General features: G+C 46.1%; 12 protein-coding genes. 6 read left to right on the forward strand and 6 right to left on the reverse strand.

Annotation, left to right across the window (positions count from 1 at the left end; all coding sequences use genetic code 11):
- Positions 1-21 precede the first annotated feature (21 nt).
- Positions 22-4,743, reverse strand: coding sequence for a glutamate synthase large subunit (gene gltB / locus L6475_RS00225; protein WP_237821358.1), 4,722 nt, complete (start codon positions 4,741-4,743; stop codon positions 22-24).
- Between the two features lie 282 nt (positions 4,744-5,025).
- Between gltB and L6475_RS00230 the strand changes: the two genes are divergently transcribed.
- The 3 genes from L6475_RS00230 to L6475_RS00240 all read left to right on the forward strand — a co-directional run bounded on the left by L6475_RS00230 (position 5,026) and on the right by L6475_RS00240 (position 7,484).
- Positions 5,026-5,373 carry a P-II family nitrogen regulator gene (locus tag L6475_RS00230; RefSeq protein WP_091816563.1) on the forward strand — a complete coding sequence of 116 codons (348 nt, stop codon included), beginning with the start codon at positions 5,026-5,028 and terminating at the stop codon, positions 5,371-5,373.
- Positions 5,374-5,418: 45 nt separating this feature from the next.
- Complete coding sequence (locus L6475_RS00235) at positions 5,419-6,675, forward strand: ammonium transporter (RefSeq protein WP_237821360.1); 1,257 nt, start codon at positions 5,419-5,421, stop codon at positions 6,673-6,675.
- A gap of 95 nt (positions 6,676-6,770) precedes the next feature.
- A complete protein-coding gene (locus tag L6475_RS00240; protein ID WP_237821362.1) occupies positions 6,771-7,484 on the forward strand; it encodes a hypothetical protein in 714 nt (237 codons plus the stop codon).
- A 327-nt stretch (positions 7,485-7,811) separates the two neighbouring features.
- Here the strand turns inward: L6475_RS00240 and L6475_RS00245 are convergent, their stop codons facing one another.
- From L6475_RS00245 to L6475_RS00265, 5 genes are read right to left on the reverse strand one after another with little or no spacing between them, the layout of a single operon-like run.
- On the reverse strand, positions 7,812-8,702 hold the full coding sequence (locus L6475_RS00245) for a DUF5106 domain-containing protein (protein ID WP_237821364.1): 891 nt from the start codon (positions 8,700-8,702) through the stop codon (positions 7,812-7,814).
- Positions 8,699-9,592: a hypothetical protein gene (locus L6475_RS00250; protein ID WP_237821366.1), complete on the reverse strand. Its 894-nt coding sequence runs from the start codon at positions 9,590-9,592 to the stop codon at positions 8,699-8,701. The genes L6475_RS00245 and L6475_RS00250 overlap by 4 nt, the downstream gene beginning before the upstream one ends.
- Positions 9,589-10,776 (reverse strand): hypothetical protein, encoded by a 1,188-nt coding sequence (locus tag L6475_RS00255; RefSeq protein WP_237821368.1) that lies wholly within the window; start codon positions 10,774-10,776, stop codon positions 9,589-9,591. The genes L6475_RS00250 and L6475_RS00255 overlap by 4 nt, the downstream gene beginning before the upstream one ends.
- Before the next feature lie 4 nt (positions 10,777-10,780).
- Positions 10,781-12,607, reverse strand: coding sequence for a hypothetical protein (locus tag L6475_RS00260; RefSeq protein ID WP_237821370.1), 1,827 nt, complete (start codon positions 12,605-12,607; stop codon positions 10,781-10,783).
- Positions 12,608-12,619: 12 nt separating this feature from the next.
- On the reverse strand, positions 12,620-14,275 hold the full coding sequence (locus L6475_RS00265) for a BACON domain-containing protein (protein ID WP_237821372.1): 1,656 nt from the start codon (positions 14,273-14,275) through the stop codon (positions 12,620-12,622).
- 538 nt (positions 14,276-14,813) lie between these two features.
- Between L6475_RS00265 and L6475_RS00270 the strand changes: the two genes are divergently transcribed.
- The 3 genes from L6475_RS00270 (at position 14,814) to L6475_RS00280 (ending at position 19,882) form a co-directional block, all read left to right on the forward strand.
- A complete protein-coding gene (locus L6475_RS00270; RefSeq protein WP_237821375.1) occupies positions 14,814-16,280 on the forward strand; it encodes an ATP-binding protein in 1,467 nt (488 codons plus the stop codon).
- Between the two features lie 204 nt (positions 16,281-16,484).
- Complete coding sequence (locus L6475_RS00275; RefSeq protein WP_237821376.1) at positions 16,485-18,080, forward strand: CTP synthase; 1,596 nt, start codon at positions 16,485-16,487, stop codon at positions 18,078-18,080.
- 20 nt (positions 18,081-18,100) lie between these two features.
- Positions 18,101-19,882, forward strand: coding sequence for an amidophosphoribosyltransferase (locus L6475_RS00280; RefSeq protein WP_237821378.1), 1,782 nt, complete (start codon positions 18,101-18,103; stop codon positions 19,880-19,882).
- Positions 19,883-19,887: the final 5 nt, after the last annotated feature.

The following is a 19,887-nucleotide window of genomic DNA, read 5'->3' on the forward strand; positions in this document are numbered from 1 at the left end:
TATCAATTGTCAATTATCAATTTAATAGTCGCGCTGGACGTTCTCGATTTTTTCTTTCAGCTTCTGCATCTTTTCCTCCTCGAGAACGCGCTTGTACTCGATGGGCACCACCTGAATGAAGTCCTCAATATAGCGATGCCAGTTGTCGAGCATCCTTCCTGCAAGGGCCGATCCTGTGTGCAGATAGTGCTGACGAATGAGTTCGAGCAGTTCTTTGCGCGATACAGAGTCCTCGACCAGCGATAGCTCCACCATATCCATATTACAGAAATAGTCGAATGTGTGGTCGGGGTCATAGACATAGGCCACACCGCCTGACATACCAGCAGCGAAGTTGCGGCCCGTCTTACCAAGAACCACCACACGACCGCCAGTCATATACTCGCAGCAGTGATCGCCGGCGCCCTCGATAACGGCGATGGCACCCGAGTTGCGCACACCAAAGCGTTCGCCCACCTTACCGTTGACGTAGAGTTCTCCACTGGTGGCGCCATACAGACCGGTGTTGCCAGCGATGATGTTTTCCTCAGCATGGAAATCCTCACTACTTCTGACAGGAGGAAGAATAGAGATGCGACCACCTGAGAGTCCTTTTCCAAAATAGTCGTTACACTCTCCTTCGAGTTTCAGGTTCACACCCTTCACGGCAAATGCACCAAAACTCTGACCGGCTGAGCCTTTGAACTTGATATTGATAGTACTGTCGGGCAGTCCCTCTTCACCATATTTCTTGGCGATGGCACCTGAGAGCATTGTACCCACGGCACGGTCGGTATTCTTAATGGCGTACGAGGCCTCACCTCCGTTTCCTCTCTCAGAGGCGAGGGGAGTAGATAGAATTTCATTGAAGTCCGCCAATATCTGCTTGTTGAGTTGGTTGCCGCTAACCTCTGTGTATGCCCCGCGGTCCCAATAAAGCGCCTTGTCAGTGTCAGGCTTGTGAAGCAAGCGACCGAAGTCAATGGTCGCCCATTTGTCGGTGACACTACTCCCCTCTCCACTCGGAGAGGGGCTGGGGGTGAGGCTTTCAATCAGTTCGGTCCGTCCTATAATCTCCTTCAGACTCTTTACGCCGATTTCAGCAAGGTATTCTCTCACCTGTTGGGCCAGGAACGTAAAGTAGTTTACCACATACTCTGCACGACCTTCAAAGTGCTTGCGCAGCTCAGGATTCTGAGTAGCCACACCCATGGGACAAGTATTGGTGTTGCACTTACGCATCATCACACAGCCCAGCACAATAAGCGGCAGCGTACCAAACGAGAACTCGTCGGCACCGAGCATCGCCATGATAATCACGTCCTTGGCGGTTTTCAGCTGTCCGTCGGTCTGCAGGCGCACCTGATTTCTCAAACCGTTGCGTACCAGCGTCTGCTGAGTCTCGGCCAGTCCTATTTCAGGTGAGATTCCTGCGAATCGCATACTTGATGCGGGACTTGCACCCGTACCACCTTCGGCACCGCTGATTACAATGAGGTCGGCCTTAGCCTTCGCCACACCGGCAGCAATGGTTCCTACGCCACTCTCGGCAACAAGCTTTACGCTGACGGCAGCCGTGGGGTTGATGTTCTTCAGGTCGAAGATGAGCTGTGCCAAGTCCTCGATACTATAGATGTCATGATGAGGTGGGGGAGAGATGAGCGAGATGCCGGGGATGGCATTACGCGTCTTGGCAATGATGTCGTTCACCTTAAAACCGGGCAGTTGACCGCCCTCACCGGGCTTAGCACCCTGGGCCACCTTAATTTGTATTTCTTCTGCGTTCACCAAGTATTCGGCAGTAACGCCGAAACGACCAGATGCAATCTGCTTAGTCTTACTGCTGAGGCTTACGCCGTCAACCTCAGTATGATAACGGCTGTTGTCCTCGCCACCTTCACCAGTATTAGAGCGCGTACCCAGTTTGTTCATGGCCAGTGCCAAAGCCTCGTGGGCTTCAATGCTCAAAGCACCAAACGACATGGCACCGGTGACAAAATGCTTCACGATGCTCTCTACAGGCTCAACCTCAGCCTCACCCCCAGCCCCTCTCCGATTGGAGAGGGGAGTAGATACTTTCTTGAAGCGAAGGAAATCACGCAGGAAAATGGGAGATTCTTTTTCATCTACTGACCTAGCCCACTCCTTAAACAGTTCATAGTTGCCTGTTCTGCAGGCGATTTGCAGTTTGGCTATGGTCTCAGGATTCCAAGCGTGTTGGATGCCGTCCTTGCGCCAAGAGAATTGACCGTGGTTAGGAAGGTAACCACTCCCCTCTCCAATCGTAGAGGGGTCGGGGGTGAGGCTGAATCGTATTTGATCCCTCGCAATCTCCTTCAGGCCCACACCGCCGATGGTGCTTACTTCAGTACCGAAGTAGCGGCGCAGCAAGTCCTCGCTCAGTCCGATGCTCTCGAAAATCTTGGCTCCACGATATGAGCGGATGGTAGAGATACCCATCTTACTCATGATCTTCTTCAAGCCCTTGTCCACGGCCTTGATATAGTTTTTCTCGGCAGTAGCATACTCCTCCTGAATCTTGTGTTTCTTCACCAGATCATCCAGCACGGCAAAGGTCATGTAAGGACAGAGAGCGCTGGCGCCATAGCCCAACAACAGGGCGGCGTGCATCACCTCGCGAATCTCACCACTTTCCACAATCAGAGCTGTCTGCACACGCTTGCCCACGCTAATCAGGTAATGGTGAACGGCCGATACTGCAAGGAGAGAAGGGATGAAAGCCCACCCCGTCCCCTCCCCAAGGGAGGGGTCTTCGTTTACCTTATCTGTAAGAATGATATAGTTGTAACCATCATCTACTGCCTGTTCTGCATTCTTGCAAAGATTATCCAAAGCAGTTCTTAAATTCTCACCAGCCTGATTCCAATCTGGCTCCCCTCCCTTGGGGAGGGGCTGGGGGTGGGCTAATGACAATTTTATTGTCTTGAATCCCTTGTAGCGGATGTTACAAAGAATATCGAGTTGTGTGTTGGTCAATACGGGTTGTGGCAGGCGCACCATCTTACAGTTAGAGGCATCGGGTGTCAGGATGTTCGTTCCCACGGCGCCGATATACTCTGTCAGACTCATCACCAGCTCCTCGCGGATGGGGTCGATGGCAGGGTTGGTGACCTGTGCAAACTGCTGACGGAAGTAATTGAAAAACACCTGCGGACGGTCTGAGATGATGGCCAGTGGAGTGTCATTACCCATAGCTGCCACAGGTTCCTGTCCGGCGGTAGCCATGGGGATGATGGTCTTGTCGATATCCTCCTGACCAAAGCCGAAGGTTACGAGCTTCTGCTCAAGGTCGCTTACTGAGTTATCTACCTTTCGGCCGCTCTTCAGCTTCTCCAGTTGCACGCGGTTCTCAGCCAACCACTCACGGTAAGGATGAGCCTTAGCCAACTGTTCCTTGATTTCTTCGTCATAGTAAATCTTGCCTTCCTGGGTGTCAATGAGCAGAATTTTTCCAGGTTGCAGGCGACCTTTCGATACCACATCGCCCGGTTCAAAATCCATCACGCCCACCTCAGAGGCTACCACCATCATACCCTGTTTGGTGATGGTGTAGCGACTGGGGCGCAAGCCGTTACGGTCGAGCATACCGCCTGCATAGCGACCATCGCTGAACAGCAGAGCGGCAGGACCATCCCAGGGCTCCATCAGGATAGAGTGATATTCATAGAAGGCTTTCAAATCTTCTGAAATGGGGTTCTTGTCGTTGAAACTCTCAGGCACCAGGATCGCCATGGCCTGTGGCAGCGAGAGTCCGCTCATCATCAGGAACTCGAACACGTTGTCGAGTGATGCCGAGTCGCTCATTCCTTCCTGTACGATGGGGCGCAGGTCTTTGATGTCGCCCAGTGCCTCACTGTTCAGCACACTCTCGCGAGCCTTCATCCAACCGCGGTTGCCACGAATGGTGTTGATCTCGCCGTTGTGGGCCAACAAACGGAATGGCTGGGCCAGCTTCCATTTAGGGAATGTGTTTGTGCTGAAACGTGAATGAACCAGCGCCAGTCCGCTTGTGAAATAGTCGTTCGAGAGATCAGGGAAGTAACGACGCAGCTGTCCGCTGGTCAGCATACCTTTGTAGATGATATTCTTTGAGGAAAGAGAACAGATGTAGAAGTCATCAACAGCCTCACCCCCGACCCCTCTCCCAGAGGCGAGGGGAGTAGATGCCTTTGCTAATTCCGCAACTCTATTCTCGATTCTTTTCCTTATTATATATAATACACGCTCAAATGCCTTTTCTTCTTCGACAGGGTTGTAATCACTCCCCTCGCCCTTTGGAGAGGGGCCGGGGGTGAGGCTTCTCTTCACAAAAATCTGCTTGATGTCGGGTTCCACCTCGCGGGCAGCCACACCCAGCACTTCAGGGTTGGTGGGCACCGTGCGCAGATGCATCAGTTGTAGTCCTTCGCGCTCAATCTCCTCTATCATTATAGAGAGAATCTGCTGCTGTGCCTGTTCGTCCTTAGGCAGAAACACCAGTCCTGTACCATACTTTCCTTTCTCTGGCACGGGAATGCCCTGCAACAAAATAAACTCGTGAGGAATCTGTAACATGATACCGGCACCGTCGCCTGTCTTGTCGCGTGTCTCAGCGCCACGATGCTCCATATTCTCTAGCACTTTCAGTGCATTGTCCACCAGTTCATGACTCTTACCGCCGTGAATGTTCACCACCATGCCCACACCGCAGGCATCGTGCTCGTACTCGGGCTGGTATAGTCCTTTTCTTTCGCTTCTTTCCATATTATCCTATATAAAAACTTCTCTTATCTTAAAATCGGGCGCAAAATTATAGCAGTATGTAAGAAAACCAAACTTATTTCCGACTTTTTAATCTACTTTTTTGGCAAAAGTAACAAATTGTAAGCAAAATGTTATGATTTCGTTACAGATTGTTATTTACCTTAAAAATCTACATTGAAAGGCATGAAAAGTGTATTTCTATGTTGGCAAAACACGGTAACTTTGCCCTCGAATTCAGAAAAGTCACAGTGACAAGTAGTATTAACTAAAAGGTTTTAAGGTATGAAAAAGATTGAAGCAATTATCCGCAAGACCAAGTTTGAAGAGGTCAAGGAAGCCCTGCTGACGTCAGACATCAACTGGTTTGAGTATCACGACGTGCACGGTATCGGACAGAGCCGACAGGAACGTATCTACCGTGGTGTGATGTATTCAACGGATGTCATCGAGCGTGTAGCTATTACTATTGTTTGTCGTGACCAGTTTCTCGACCCCACCATCAAGGTGCTGCTTGAGGTGGCCCATACCGGTGAGGTGGGCGACGGACGTATTTTCGTGAGCGATGTGCTGGAAACCTATTCTATTCGCACAGGCGAGAAAGGTGACACCGTATTGAGAGACAAGAAATAGTTCGACATTAAACATTAAAAATTAAACATTAAGATTTTCAGGACTATGAACGAAATAGGAATTTCACTTGATACTGTATGGATGCTATTGGCAGCCATGCTGGTTTTCTGGATGCAGCCCGGTTTTGCGCTTTGTGAGGCAGGTTTCACACGCGGTAAGAACACGGCAAACATCCTGATGAAGAATTTCGTTGACTTTATGTTCGGCTCGCTCTTGTTCTTCTTCCTCGGCTTCGGTTTTATGTTTGGTGCCGATACGCTGGGAGGTTTTATGGGTATGCCCAACTGGGGCGACCTGAGTTTCTATGAGAGCGATCTGCCCGTTGAGGGTTTCTTGATTTTCGAGACCGTTTTCTGTGCCACCAGTGCTACCATCGTCAGCGGTGCTATGGCCGAGCGCACCAAGTTCTCGATGTACCTTATCTATAGTGCAGTCATCTCACTGATTATCTATCCCATCGAGGGTCACTGGACCTGGGGTGGCGGCTGGTTGTGCAACGATGCTGTTGACAGCTTTATGATGACCACCTTTGGCGATGTGTTCCACGATTTCGCTGGTTCTGCAATTGTTCACTCTGTAGGTGGTGTGCTGGCACTGATTGGTGCTTTGGCACTGGGTCCCCGTGTGGGCAAGTATGACAAGGATGGTAAGAGTCGCGCTATCCCTGGTCACAACCTGGCCATGGCTGCTCTGGGTGTCTTCATCCTCTGGCTGGGATGGTTCGGTTTCAACCCCGGTTCTCAGTTGGCTGCCAGTGGCGAGGTGAACCGCGTGGCTATCTCTCATGTGTTCCTGACCACCAACCTGGCTGCTGCTGCCGGTGGTGTGGCAACAATGTTCCTCACCTATATCAAATACGGCAAGCCATCACTCTCACTGACGCTGAACGGTGTATTGGCAGGTCTGGTAGGTATCACAGCCGGTTGTGATCTCGTATCACCCTTCGGTGCTATCATCATCGGTCTGGTTTGTGGCGTCGTACTGGTTTTTGCCATCGAGTTCATTGATCACAAACTGCACATTGACGACCCCGTAGGTGCTTCTTCTGTACACGGTGTCTGCGGTATTCTTGGAACCGTCATGACGGGTCTGCTGTCTGTCAGCAACGGTGCTTTCTACGGTCATGGATGGGGCTTCTTCGGTGCAGAGTGCTTCGGTGTCTTGGTGATTGACCTTTGGGCAGCTGCCTGTGGTGTGGCTCTGTTCTATGGAATAAAATATATTCATGGTTTGCGCGTTAATAAACGTATAGAGGAAGAGGGACTTGATGTCTATGAACATGGCGAAAGCTGCTATAACTAATTGAGAATTGACAATTGAGAATTGACAATTGAGAATTGACAATTAATTATTGGGCGAAGCCGAACGGACAAATTTATAATTGATAATTGATGATTATGAAAAAGACAATTTTATTTGCTATGGGCCTGGCCATGAGCATGATGGCCTTTGCACAGGGAGAAGACAAAGTTGAAACGACACTTGGTGCAGATTTCGTGAGCAGTTATATCTGGCGTGGTCAGGATTTGGGAAGCACAGCCGTTCAGCCTACTTTCGGCGTTGGCTATAAAGGATTGTCACTCAGTGCCTGGGGCAGTTACGGACTCGTGAATCCTGCCGACACCAAGGAGTTTGACCTTACGCTGGCCTATACCATCGGTGGACTGAACATCGGTGTGTCAGACTATTGGTTTACAACTGGTGGCGATCCCGATGGACGCTATTTTAGATACAATGCCCATGGCACCAACCATGTGTTCGAGGCCAATATCGGCTACGACTTCGGAGTGGCCAGTCTGCAGTGGTTCACCAACTTTGCCGGCAACGACGGTGTGAACAAAGACGGCGATCGTGCCTATAGCAGTTATGTAGAGGCAACCGTTCCTTTCACCCTCGGTGGAGTGGATTGGACAGCAACAGCAGGTGTCGTTCCCTTTGCCACCGATTTCTACGGCACCACAGGGGCAGCCGTTACCAACCTCTCACTGAAAGCTACAAAAGAAGTGAAAGTGACCGACACCTTCCGTCTGCCCGTCTTCGGCCAGGTGGTAGCCAACCCATGCTCACAGAAAGCCTATATGGTGCTGGGCGTGTCGCTCGCTATCGATTGATATTTCGCGATTGTCGCGAACCATAATCTTTTTTTTAACTGATTTCCTGCCCCCTCTTCCGCGTGATGCCGAAGAGGGGAGCTTTTTTTAATTGATAATTGATAATTCATAATTGTTTTCAGTGAACAACTTATAATTAGACTTGCAAATGCATTATGAATTATGCATTAATAGAACGTTGGTTGCATCGCAATTGAACGGTGGTTATGTTGCAATTGAACGGTGGTTGTGTTGCAATTGAACGGTAGTTATGTTGCAATTGAATGGTGGTTATGTTGCAATTGAACGGTGGTTGTAACATAATAGAACGGTGGTTTGAATGAACTTTTAATATGAATCTTCCCTTTTGGTAATATGCGCATTCTCTTGTAAGTATTGGCAAAGTCTGTCATAATTAGCTTCTTTGAGTAATACTTGCTTGTCTTTATCAAGCAAATAGATTGATGGTAGCCGTTGTATGTCATATAGTTGTTTTTGGTAAATCTCCTTGTTTTGGTCAAATCCTGTTATCCAATTCTTAGGATATTGATGTTCTTTCCAATCTGCTATTTCCGAATTAGGCGTGATGGCAAGAATCTTTAGTACTTCATCCTTTACCATATTTTGAATGTGGGCATTATTTTCAATTTTTTCTTCTGTTGAGTGACAAAGAGAACAATCCGGGTTGTTGAAGATAAGTAGCAAAAGAGGAGTATTAATGTCGTAAAGACAATGTACTTGCTCCTTCTTGTCGATAAAGGAGAAGTTGTTGGCAGCTTTACCTATTGCATTTTTTTTCATCATTTTCACACGTGCTGCAGGAGTCATTTTCATTACGGAATCGGCATCGGAACACAGCACCGCATTCATTAGAAGCATATATACTCTTTCATCGTATTGCGGTGATGAAGAGTCATACAAAATATTGTCCAACCAGTAGATAATTTGCCCTAAAGTATGTTTCTTTCGGCATGCTAATTCAATGAAAGAATTGGCATAAGCCTCCGCTTGTTTTTCGTCTAACTGCTTCAACAAGTATTGGTAGTCAAGCAATAATCGCGGATTCTGAAAATTCAACGTGTCACTGATGCTTTGCTCATTCCAGAAGTGTTCAGCCATATAGGCGACACGCCTTTGACGATCAAGAATACTGTCAGGTGGCATAGGATAAGAGAAAGTTTGTCCTAACAGAACGACAGGACAGATATTAACAATTATGAGGAAAACGATTTGTTTCATTTGCTTTTTACTGGAATACGGAAGGTGTAGCCGAGTGTCAGCGAGAAGTCACTTTCTGTACCATATTGCATACCTATATCCAGACTGCCTGGCCCTACGAACCAACAAGCACCCGCCAGTAGGCGCAACTCGGAATAGCTCTCAGGAGCAAATGCCCATGATATGCCAGCTCCTGCATATGGAGCAAGATTGACTCCTTTAATATTGAAAGGAAGATAGGCTCGGCTGTCGATACCTATATCGCCTGCAAAATCACTTTCATCTCCAAAATTGTTATAGCCAAGATTCAATGTAATGGAAGCATCTAAAATATTCTTGTAGAGGTATGAGCCGCCACGCAGATTTAAACTACCATTTGTGTAGTTATCGCCTCCATTGAATGTTCCGCCAACATAGTAGAATACTTTTGTGTCGCCACTCCTTTGCAGTTCCAATGGCATGTAGTCTTCAATTTGAAGGCTGTCGTTGTTCCACTGACTTAGCATTTTCACCCCCTCGGGCGACGAAATCCATAGTTCTCGTTGCTGACCTCCAGGATAGATATTCATGTCATAGTCTGCAAATTCTTTTGCTACTTTGCTAAGCACATCTCGCTTCTGTTCAGAATTTAACTTGCCGTAATCAGCATTAGTTATCAGATTCAATTTCCCGTCCTTGGCAAATCCTCCACGCAGATATCTAACTACTGTCGGGTCAGACAAGCTCTTATGTTTTGGTACTTCTTTCTTTTCTGCAACTACGGTATCAACTTTGGTAGGTTTCTGTGTTTTCTTCACCTGAGTTGTCTTTGCTTTAGTTCGTTTTGGGGTCGTCTTTCTTGTCTGAGCGTCCACCGATATGCACACCATTAATAATAGCAGGCACATCAAAATATTTTTTATTTTTCTCATTTCAACAGTCCGTTAAAGTCGAAATAAATGGTTTTACCAAGTGAGATACTATAGCTGAACTTTTGTTCAGAAGAGAAGGGTATATAGCCAGTTATCGTAATGTCGAACGATGACGTCTGTGCTTTGTTGAGGAAAGAGAGTCCAATTGATGGCGACAGATTCAGCGTACTACTTTCTTTGTTGAACATGTCTGTCAGTCCGATTCCTCCAACGAAAATGCCCCATGCTTTATAGACCGAAGCACCGATACTACCAGAGAACTCCTCATTATAGTAGTTGATACCAATATTTAGCGAAGCGCTAAACTTATTGCTGGTATAGAATCCCAGTCGGCTGTTCAGTGAATACATATCCTTAGCTGCTGAAGCTCCGATGTACGTCATCATTTTAGGAGGATTCATACCAAGCAATTGTTTCAGCCATGAAGCATTCTCGAATTTCAATTTTAGGTCGTTGACTTTAGTCAGATGGTGTTCAAAAACCTGTTTGTTTTCTGCCAGTTCTTGAGGCATAAGAGAGATACCCTTTTGCAGTAGTTGAGAAGCATAGGCGTAATGACCCAATGTTTCCCAAAGGGCGCTGTTATCTATATATACGATATAGGTGTCAGAGTAACGTTGCTTCAATTCCTCAAACAGAGCTATTGCCTGTATCGTCTGATGATTGGCTGCAAGTTTGTTGGCTCGCTTCAGTGCATCGGAAGGAGCGTCGTTGTTGATGCTGGTCTTAGTCTTGTACTTTTCATTAAGACCCTGATAAACTCCGTCTATCCACTCAGGAACTTTTGCTTGTTTCATTAATTGCTGTGCCGCATCTTCGTAGCCCATCAGCGTCAGCACCTGGGCCGAATAGAAATCAGCATATTTCGTCCCAACCATTCTGGCGCGATCGATATTCATCAGAGCTGCCTCGAAGTCATGGTGTAGGGCAAGGGCATAGGCATATTCAGCTATAAGCTCTCCGCTGACGCCACGACCCGCATTGCGGGTGTCTTGGGCATGAGATAGGGCTGAGGCGTATAACATCAATGAACTCAGTACTTCTCCTTGTTTTAGGTAAGCCCTAACTGTCTTAGACGAATAGTCAGTCAATGTCTTTCCTATTATTAATTCACCAAGAGACTGAGAAATAGCCTGTTGCGTTGTGATAACAAAAAGCAGTAAGAATATCTGAACCTTTTTCATATAGTTATTCAAATGATATGTTGATAGACTCTATAGTTCGCATACTTATTTTAGCTCTCTCTGCATTCAGTTTTGCTACTGCATGTAAATAGTTATCCCATTTTTCCTGTGTATTACTGTTTTGGTTTAGTATGTGATTAACAACATGTGTCATTCTATGCCCATCAAGACTTTGTATGGAATTTGTAATTCCACTAAGTGCAATCACGCTTCGACCTGCCTTGTAAATAACATTGTCGTTAAGCACCCCCAAGTCAACCTCTGTCCCAATAGCTTTTGCCACATAAGTGTTGCTCTTGTCCGAAGGGTCAAAAACTCTTCCTGTCACATTTTGCGCAACCTTTTGGGATGTTGTTAGAGCATCATTGGATGCATGATAAGCTGTTATATTGAAGTCACCATTGTTCTTCTTTTCAAAAAGATTGTTGTCTTTGAGTATCTTGTCTGAGAGTCCCTCTGAGTTGAATGTGTAAGTTGGTTTTCCTGTAGATAATCCTACATAAGTTGCTAATGCACCGCCAAGAGAATGCCCCGTTATATTTATCTTTGTTTCAGGAGGTAATTGATTAATTGCATTTGCTATTGTATTTGCAAGAATAAACTGAGGACCTATCACACCTGCTGCTTGAGTTGCATTATTAAATGCCCAGTCATTCCATGCGTCTGCAGATATATTCATCGCAGAACCCTCGAAGCCTATAGCATATTCATTAGTTAAATTATTATGATATAGAACTGCGTGAAAACCTGTTTGTTTATTACATGTTTCTATCGCTTCTGCTAATTGTCTGATTGGATCGTCTTCTTTAAGCCATTTAGATTGAATCATGGCATAATTTGTTTTAGACATCAGCTCTTCATTATCTCCTCCATAACAATCGAAAGCTAATATAGCCATATCTGTTTCTTTTTTTTCAACAGACATGTCTATTTCCATCCTTTTTTCTTCTATCTGCTTGTTTGCTTCATTAATAAGAGTTTTTGCAAATTCACGATAGTTAGCCATGGCTTGTCTTTCTGCTTCTGTTGGAACTCCTTGACTCACAATCCTGTCTATATTCATTCCTGATGCTTGATAAAACTGCTGTTTTATCCATGAGATGTAATCATCAGCTTGAATGAGAGAGGGCATAGATGTTTTATCGACTTGAAGAAGATAGTTTGCCACCATTATATCATTTGCAGGATGCTCTTTGGGCGCGATGAGATCCTCTGATACAATGGTACTGCTGCCACCTTCTCTCATGTTCAAGGACACATAAGGCTTGTCTGGGTCTATGACAGGCAGTGAACTATTTCTGGCGCGGTCATACTCATCGTCACCCGTTGAGACAGATGCGGTCATCTGTTTTTGTGCGTTCTTTTTCAAAGCCAGTATTTGCTCCATATAGTTGTTGCTCCAGTCATTGATTTCCTGAGCGCCATTAGTAGAATAGAAGCTGGTACCTTGGTTGACTCCTTTTATGTTGGGTACACCAATGTTGATGGTAGATCTATTCATGGGCCGACCAGTACAGGGAGAGGCTGTTAATTTGAAATAGCAGTTATATTTCTTCCTATCTATCGTTCTTCCTGTCCTTGCGTCGTAGATAATCATTTCTGCCTGTGCCTTTACGCTATTGACAAGATTTCTTACCTGTTCGCAAGAGCTTTGGTCGGGGAAGCCAGATATAGCCTGTCCTTTTAATTGTTGCAACTGAGTGTTCAATTCTCTCACTCCAATTACCCTCGCACAGTCGCCACTGAATCCGCCGTCAATAGTGAAGGTGTATTGAGCATTGGCGGGAATTAATCCCGCCAATGCTAATAATACAACAAGATATTTATTCATATAGTACCTGCTTTATTTCTTGTACCAACGCAGTGTAGGATAGGTTTTACCTTCTGTTATCTTCCACGTTTTTACGAAATCCCAACCTTCATAATTTGATTGTGTCATCATCTGCTGAGTGGTTCGTGCATTCTGAGTGTCATACAAATTGGTTGCCCCAATAATGGTTTTGTCATAGTAAGTATATATACCACCACATGTAAATTTACCATCCATAATATTACTATTAGTGTTAGACACTTTTCCTGCATAATAGCATTGTGAATGCGTTCCACCAAATGAAACACCATCACATAACCCTCCTTTTAGAGAAGCCTTTGAGTAACATTCCGTGATGGTTGTTAAGTTTGGACTTGCAACACCAACTATTCCGCCAACATAATCATAACTTTGGGTCCCCGTTATACTGCCTTCCGAATAGCACTCAGAAATAGTAACAGATCCATTAGTTTCTCCACAAATAGACCCTATATATTCGTTTCCTGCAATATTTCCTTTTACGGCACATTTGTTGAATGAGGAATTGCCCTGACCATACCCACAAATACCTCCTACAGACTTGGCACCTTTTATTCCATTATCGTCCGTTTCCAATATAACTCTGCTAATTGTAGCATTATTAATATAGCCAAACAATCCAACGCCATTAGTGGTAGGGCGCTTCATCCACATATTTTTAATCGTATGGCCTTGGCCGTCAAGCGTACCCGTAAACGGATTCTCTTTCTTGCCTATCGGATCCCATCCACTGCCATTGGCATCTTCATTCAAGGTGATGTCGGCAGTCAAAACGAAATGGGCGTTGAGGGCTTTTGTGATAGACTTCAGCTGATTCGCATTCTTAATCTGATAGGGGTCTTCTTTTGTACCGCTTCCTGCTTGGAACATAGGTGAAGAGGCTCCTTTCTGAGTAACAGTAATCTTGACCGTACTAGATGTGTTTGATAGTATGATTTCTCCTTGGCGTTGTTCTGCAGTCAGGTTTTCCGAGACTGTCACAGCGATAGTATTATCTTTTGTTGTCACCTCACACCAGTCAGGCTTTTCTTCTACTGTTACAGAAGTAGGATTCTCCAGAGTTAATGTCATAGTCTCTCTTTCGCTACTGAAAGATAAAGAGGTCTTGTCCAATTTGATAGGTAATTGGAATGGAGCCTGATATTTGATAATTGCGCCAGAATTGCTACCTGTCGTCGTTCCAAACTCATCAGTAGTAGCCGTTGTTAGATAGTCAACAACATAGATTCGGGCATACTCAACTGGCCTACCATACCCACTCCACGGGGTGTAACGCATCACGTAGCCTGTACCAGGCACTACAGCAGCACTTTTAGACCAGCCAGTTACAGGAATCTGGGTTATTCTGGCAAGACCATCAACTCTGCCTATGTTGACGAACTCTATCTTATAATCGCTTTCCTTCCCTCTAAAATTGTTTGCCGCATCTACATGAATCTCTCCCAGGTCTCCAATTGTGTAATAGTTACCATCAGCACCGCTAATCAAGTTCAGTACAATTGTGCCTTCAGGATCCTGATTACTCAGATTTTCTGTATTTTCTTGCATGTCACTCTCTTCTTCCTCATCTTTACTACAGGAGACAAAAAAGAAACTAAGTAATGCTGCCACTGATAAAATCAGCAGATGTGAACACTTATTACTCTTCATAGCAATAATGGTTTTAGTTTGCCTCCTGAACTCCCGAATTCAGCGTTAGTAGATGATTTGTTTTAGGTCTGGAAATAAAAAAGACGTGGGAGTTTGTTCCTCCGCGCTTATCCCAGATCTCATGCCTTAGCATTGCCCCCTTTCAAGGATAAGCAACGCAAGCCAACCCACGCCGAGTGATATGATTATAATTCAGTCAGAAAATTAACCATAGAAAACAACAATGGCTATTACATAACCTCAATATAATGCACCCACGTGAACGCTTCGTTGCATTACCTCTGTGAAAGGATAGATCACAGATAATAACGTTCGAAAACGTCCTTTTTCCCTTGGCTTGCCTTACAAACGGTATTATTAGCCTAGGGATTCCATCGATGTTATTTCAACCCGCCCTGTCCTTTAGCCCCTATCTTTGTTGGTCAAGGGTGGCTGGACTGGCTTGATCGGTTGCAAATATACAAAGAAATATGAGAATCGCAAAACAAATATTAGAGAATATTTTGTACCTTTGTGCCGTTAACTCAAAAATAATGATATGACGATAGAGGAAATACAAGCGTTGATTCATGATGATGAGACTCGCACGTTGGAAATGAAAAAGACCACTGGCGAGTTGAAGGATGGTTTGCGTACCGTTTGTGCTTTCCTCAATACTGCTGGTGGCTGGCTGTTCTTCGGCATTGCACCGACAACACTGAAGATTATTGGCCAGGAAGTGACTGACAACACACGGAAGGAGATTGCCAGAGAGATAGCCAAATTGGAACCATTGATTGACCTACCAGTAGAATACATTGATGTGCCAGACCGTCCGGGCTTTCTTGTTATTGCAATTCATGTGAATGCTGCTGGTTATTGGAGTGCCCCCTACACTTACGACAGCAAACCATATATACGGATAGAAAGTACTACCGCTGTTATGCCCCGTGATATGTTTGAAGACAGATTGATGCGGAGCAAGAACAATCACTATAAATGGGAAGACCAAGTATGCGAGGGCATCACCATTGACGATCTGGAGGAGCAACGAATAAGGGGCGGTGTACGCCTCGGCGTTGAACGTGGTCGTATGCCAGCATCTTCATTGATGGAAACGACTGAAAATCTTGTCGAGAAACTGAAACTTACAACTTCCGATGGAAAGCTGAAAAATGCAGCAGCAGCCTTGTTTCTGCATGATACTAGTCAGTTCCCTCAGTTCCTTCTTCGCATGGCTCGTTTCCGTGGTACCAACAAGAACGAGTTTATTGACAACCAACGTGCTTATGGTAACTTCTTCACTCTTTTGGATGCAGGCATGGCATTCTTCTTTAAACACCTCTCGATTAGCGGGAAAATTGTTGGCTTTACGAGAGAGGAGAAACTGGAAGTTCCTGCTGAAGCTCTGAGAGAAGCCTTGACGAATGCGCTCTGCCATCGATTCTTTCACAACACAAGCAGTTCTGTTGGCATCGCCATCTATGATGACCGCATTGAAATTGAGAACTCTGGTCATTTACCAGAGGAGTTGACAACTGAGACCATCAAACAGTCACATCATTCCTTCCCACAGAACCCAACTATTGCTGACGTACTTTTCAAAACAACATTCTTGGAGAATTGGGGCAGTGGCGTTGGTCGTATCATAGATGCTTGTAGAGATGCAAACCTACCCGAACCGGAGTATAGCCAAAACGCATCTTTTGTTTGGGTGACATTCAAACGGGATACCATACAACCATACAACCATACAACCATACAAGTTCACCATACAACCTCTATGCACGCATCTAAGGCTAAACGTCTAAAGAAGTTTTTGTCGGTAGTTGGCGAAAAAGGTGCAAACATGAAAACCTTGATGGAAGAAATGAATTTGCGTAACAGGTCGAGCTTTGTTAATACTTACATAGCCCCGAACTTGGCAGAAGGATATATTGCAATGCTATACCCAGAATCGCCTAATCATCCTATGCAGTCTTACTACTTGACGAATAAGGGAAGGGAAGTCTTAGATAGTCTTTGATGGCAATTACTATTGTTTTTAATTCTACAGGCATGGTAAGAATGTAAACATTTTGATACTGATGTATTACAATTTGTCAGAAAATAACGTAAAATATTTACAAATTATCAAATTCTCTTTATTTTAACAAATAAAATGATTTGACGTTTCCAGATAATCTTTCAGAAAGAGTTAACTTTGCAGTCCATAAAATACAATTGTTTTATGGATACAAAATATATCTTTATCACCGGAGGCGTTGTCTCATCGCTTGGCAAGGGTATTATCTCTGCATCAATAGGAAAATTGCTCCAAGCGAGAGGTTACAAAATCACTATTCAGAAATTCGATCCTTATATTAACATTGACCCAGGTACGCTGAACCCTTACGAGCATGGAGAATGCTATGTAACGGCTGACGGCATGGAGACCGATTTGGATTTGGGTCATTATGAGCGTTTTACAGGTATTGAGACCACTCGCAACAATAGCGTGACAACGGGTCGTATCTACCTGAGCGTGATAGAACGTGAGCGCCGCGGTGATTATCTGGGCAAGACCATTCAGGTGGTGCCACATATCACCGATGAGATAAAGAGACGTATGCTGAGGGAGGGGGCGGGTGAGGCCTACGACTTCGTGATTACCGAAGTGGGAGGCACCATTGGCGACATAGAGAGCGCACCCTTCATGGAGGCCATCCGACAGTTGCGCTACCAGTTGGGGCGCAACGCCGTATGCGTACACCTTACCTACGTACCTTACCTGAAAGCTGCCGGCGAACTGAAGACCAAGCCCACCCAGCACAGTGTGAAAGAACTGCAGTCGATGGGCATACAGCCGGATATACTGGTACTTCGCACAGAGCAACATCTGGACGATAACATGCGCATGAAGGTGGCTTCATTTTGCAATGTTGACCTGGAGTGCGTGGTGCAGAGTGAAGACCTGCCATCCATCTACGAGGTGCCCGTTAACATGCAGCGTCAAGGGCTCGATGCAGCCATCCTGCGCAAGATAGGCATCCCTGTGGGTGAGACACCAGCCATGAAACCCTGGCACACATTCCTCGACAAGCAGCGCAATGCTACCCGCGAGGTTCATGTAGGTTTGGTGGGTAAGTATGATTTGCAGGATGCTTATAAGAGCATACGCGAGAGTCTCAACCTGGCCGGTATCTATAATGATGTGAAACTGAAGATTCATTTCATCAATAGCGAGGAAGTCACCAAAGAGAATGTTGCCGATAAACTTAAAGGCATGCAAGGCGTGGTGATCTGTCCAGGTTTCGGCAGTCGTGGCATTGAGGGTAAGATTATCGCTGCTGAATACACGCGTACTAACGATATTCCCACCTTTGGCATCTGTCTGGGTATGCAGATGATGGTTATCGAGTTTGCCCGTAATGTGCTGTGCTACAAGGATGCCAACAGCGTTGAGATGGATGCTGATACAAAGCACAACGTCATAGACATCATGGAGGAGCAGAAATCCATCACCCAGATGGGCGGTACCATGCGATTGGGCGCCTACGACTGTGAACTGGTTGAGGGTAGTCGCACATGGGAGGCCTATGACGAAGAGAAATTGATTCGCGAGCGCCACCGTCATCGCTATGAGTTCAACAACGAGTATCAGAAAGAGTACGAGGCTGCCGGCATGAAGTGCGTTGGCATCAATCCCGACGCTCAACTGGTGGAGATCGTTGAAATACCCGAAAAGCGCTGGTACATCGGTACCCAGTTCCATCCGGAATACTCTTCGACAGTGTTGCATCCGCACCCCCTGTTTATGAGCTTTGTCAAAACTTGTTCTGAGTAATCTGAGTAATCCGAAAAGAAATGGAGCAACTGAAACATGAGTGTGGTGTGGCAATGATTCGCCTGCTAAAACCACAGGAATATTACGAAAAGAAATACGGCACTATAGCCTATGGTTTCAACAAGCTGTATCTGATGATGGAGAAACAGCACAACCGCGGACAGGAAGGTGCAGGCTTTGCTGCAGTGAACCTGTGCACGGAGCCTGGTTCGGAATATATGTTTCGTGAGAAGGCTGAGGGAAAAGATGCGATAACAGAGATTTTCAAGAGAATAGGCAACGGAAAGCTGAGCGATGGAAATGACGATGCTCAGTTCTCTATTCTCAATTCCCAGTTGCTGATGGGACATCTGCGCTATTCCACTACCGGCAAGAGCGGACTGACCTATGTGCATCCTTTCCTTAGACGAAACAACTGGCGGGCCAAGAACCTCTGTCTCTGCGGCAATTTCAATATGACGAATATCGAAGAGGTGTTCTCCTTCCTTACCAGTCAGGGACAGTCGCCCCGTATCTATAGCGACTCTTATATCACCCTTGAACTGATGGGCCACCGATTGGACCGTGAGGTGGAACGACTCTACGAAGAAGCCAAGGCACGTGGCCTTCAGGGCACCGACATCACACTGTATATTGACAACCACGTGGAAATGGCCAATGTGCTGCGCACCACGATGACCCATTTCGACGGCGGATATGTGATGTGCGGACTCACCGGTAGTGGTGAGATGTTTGCCGTGCGCGACCCCTGGGGCATCCGACCAGCCTTCTACTATCACGACGATGAGGTGATGGTGCTGGCCAGTGAACGCCCCGTGATACAGACAACCTTCAATCTCGATACTGATAACATCAAAGAACTGCTTCCCGGACAGGCCATCATTGTTCATAAGAACGGTGAGATTTGTCTGGAGCAGATTCAGGAACCTAAACAGAATGCCCGCTGCTCGTTCGAGCGCATCTATTTCAGTCGTGGCAGTGACCGCGATATCTACAGCGAGCGTAAGAAACTGGGCCAACAGCTCACACCGGCCATTATCAAAGCTATCAATGGCGACGTAACCAACACAGTTTTTTCATATATTCCCAACACCGCCGAAGTGGCCTATTACGGCATGACCGACGGTGTCCGACAGTTGAATGGTGATGTGCGTGCGGAAAAGGTTGTCTGGAAAGACATCAAGCTTCGTACGTTCATTACCGACAACTCGGAGCGAAACGACCTGGCTGCCCATGTCTATGACATCAGCTACGGTTCGCTGAAACCCTACGAGGACAACCTCGTGATTATCGACGACTCCATTGTGCGCGGCACCACCCTGAAGGAGAGCATCTTCAAGATTCTGGACCGTCTGCATCCCAAGAAAATTGTAATGGTCAGCTCGTCGCCACAGATCCGTTATCCCGATTTCTATGGTATCGACATGGCCCGACTCGAAGAGTTGTGTGCCTTCCGTGCAGCCATCGAACTGCTCAAGGAAAAGGACGGACTTCATCTCATTCAGGATGTTTATCGGAAATGTAAGGAAGAGCCCTGTGCTGAGAATCATGTAAGGAAAATCTATGCTCCCTTTACCGTTGAGGAGATCAACACCAAGATTGTTGAGATGCTGCGCCCCGAGGGTATGCAGACGCCTATCGAACTGGTATATCAGAGCATCGAGGGACTGCACGAGGCCTGTCCCAACCATCCCGGCGACTGGTATTTCACGGGCCGCTATCCTACACCCGGCGGTGTACGACTGGTGAATAGGGCCTTTGTAAACTATGTAGAGAAAGTATTGAAATTGCAATTAAAATAGTATCG

Source organism: Prevotella sp. E9-3 (genome assembly GCF_022024015.1).
Classification (GTDB): Bacteria; Bacteroidota; Bacteroidia; order Bacteroidales; family Bacteroidaceae; genus Prevotella.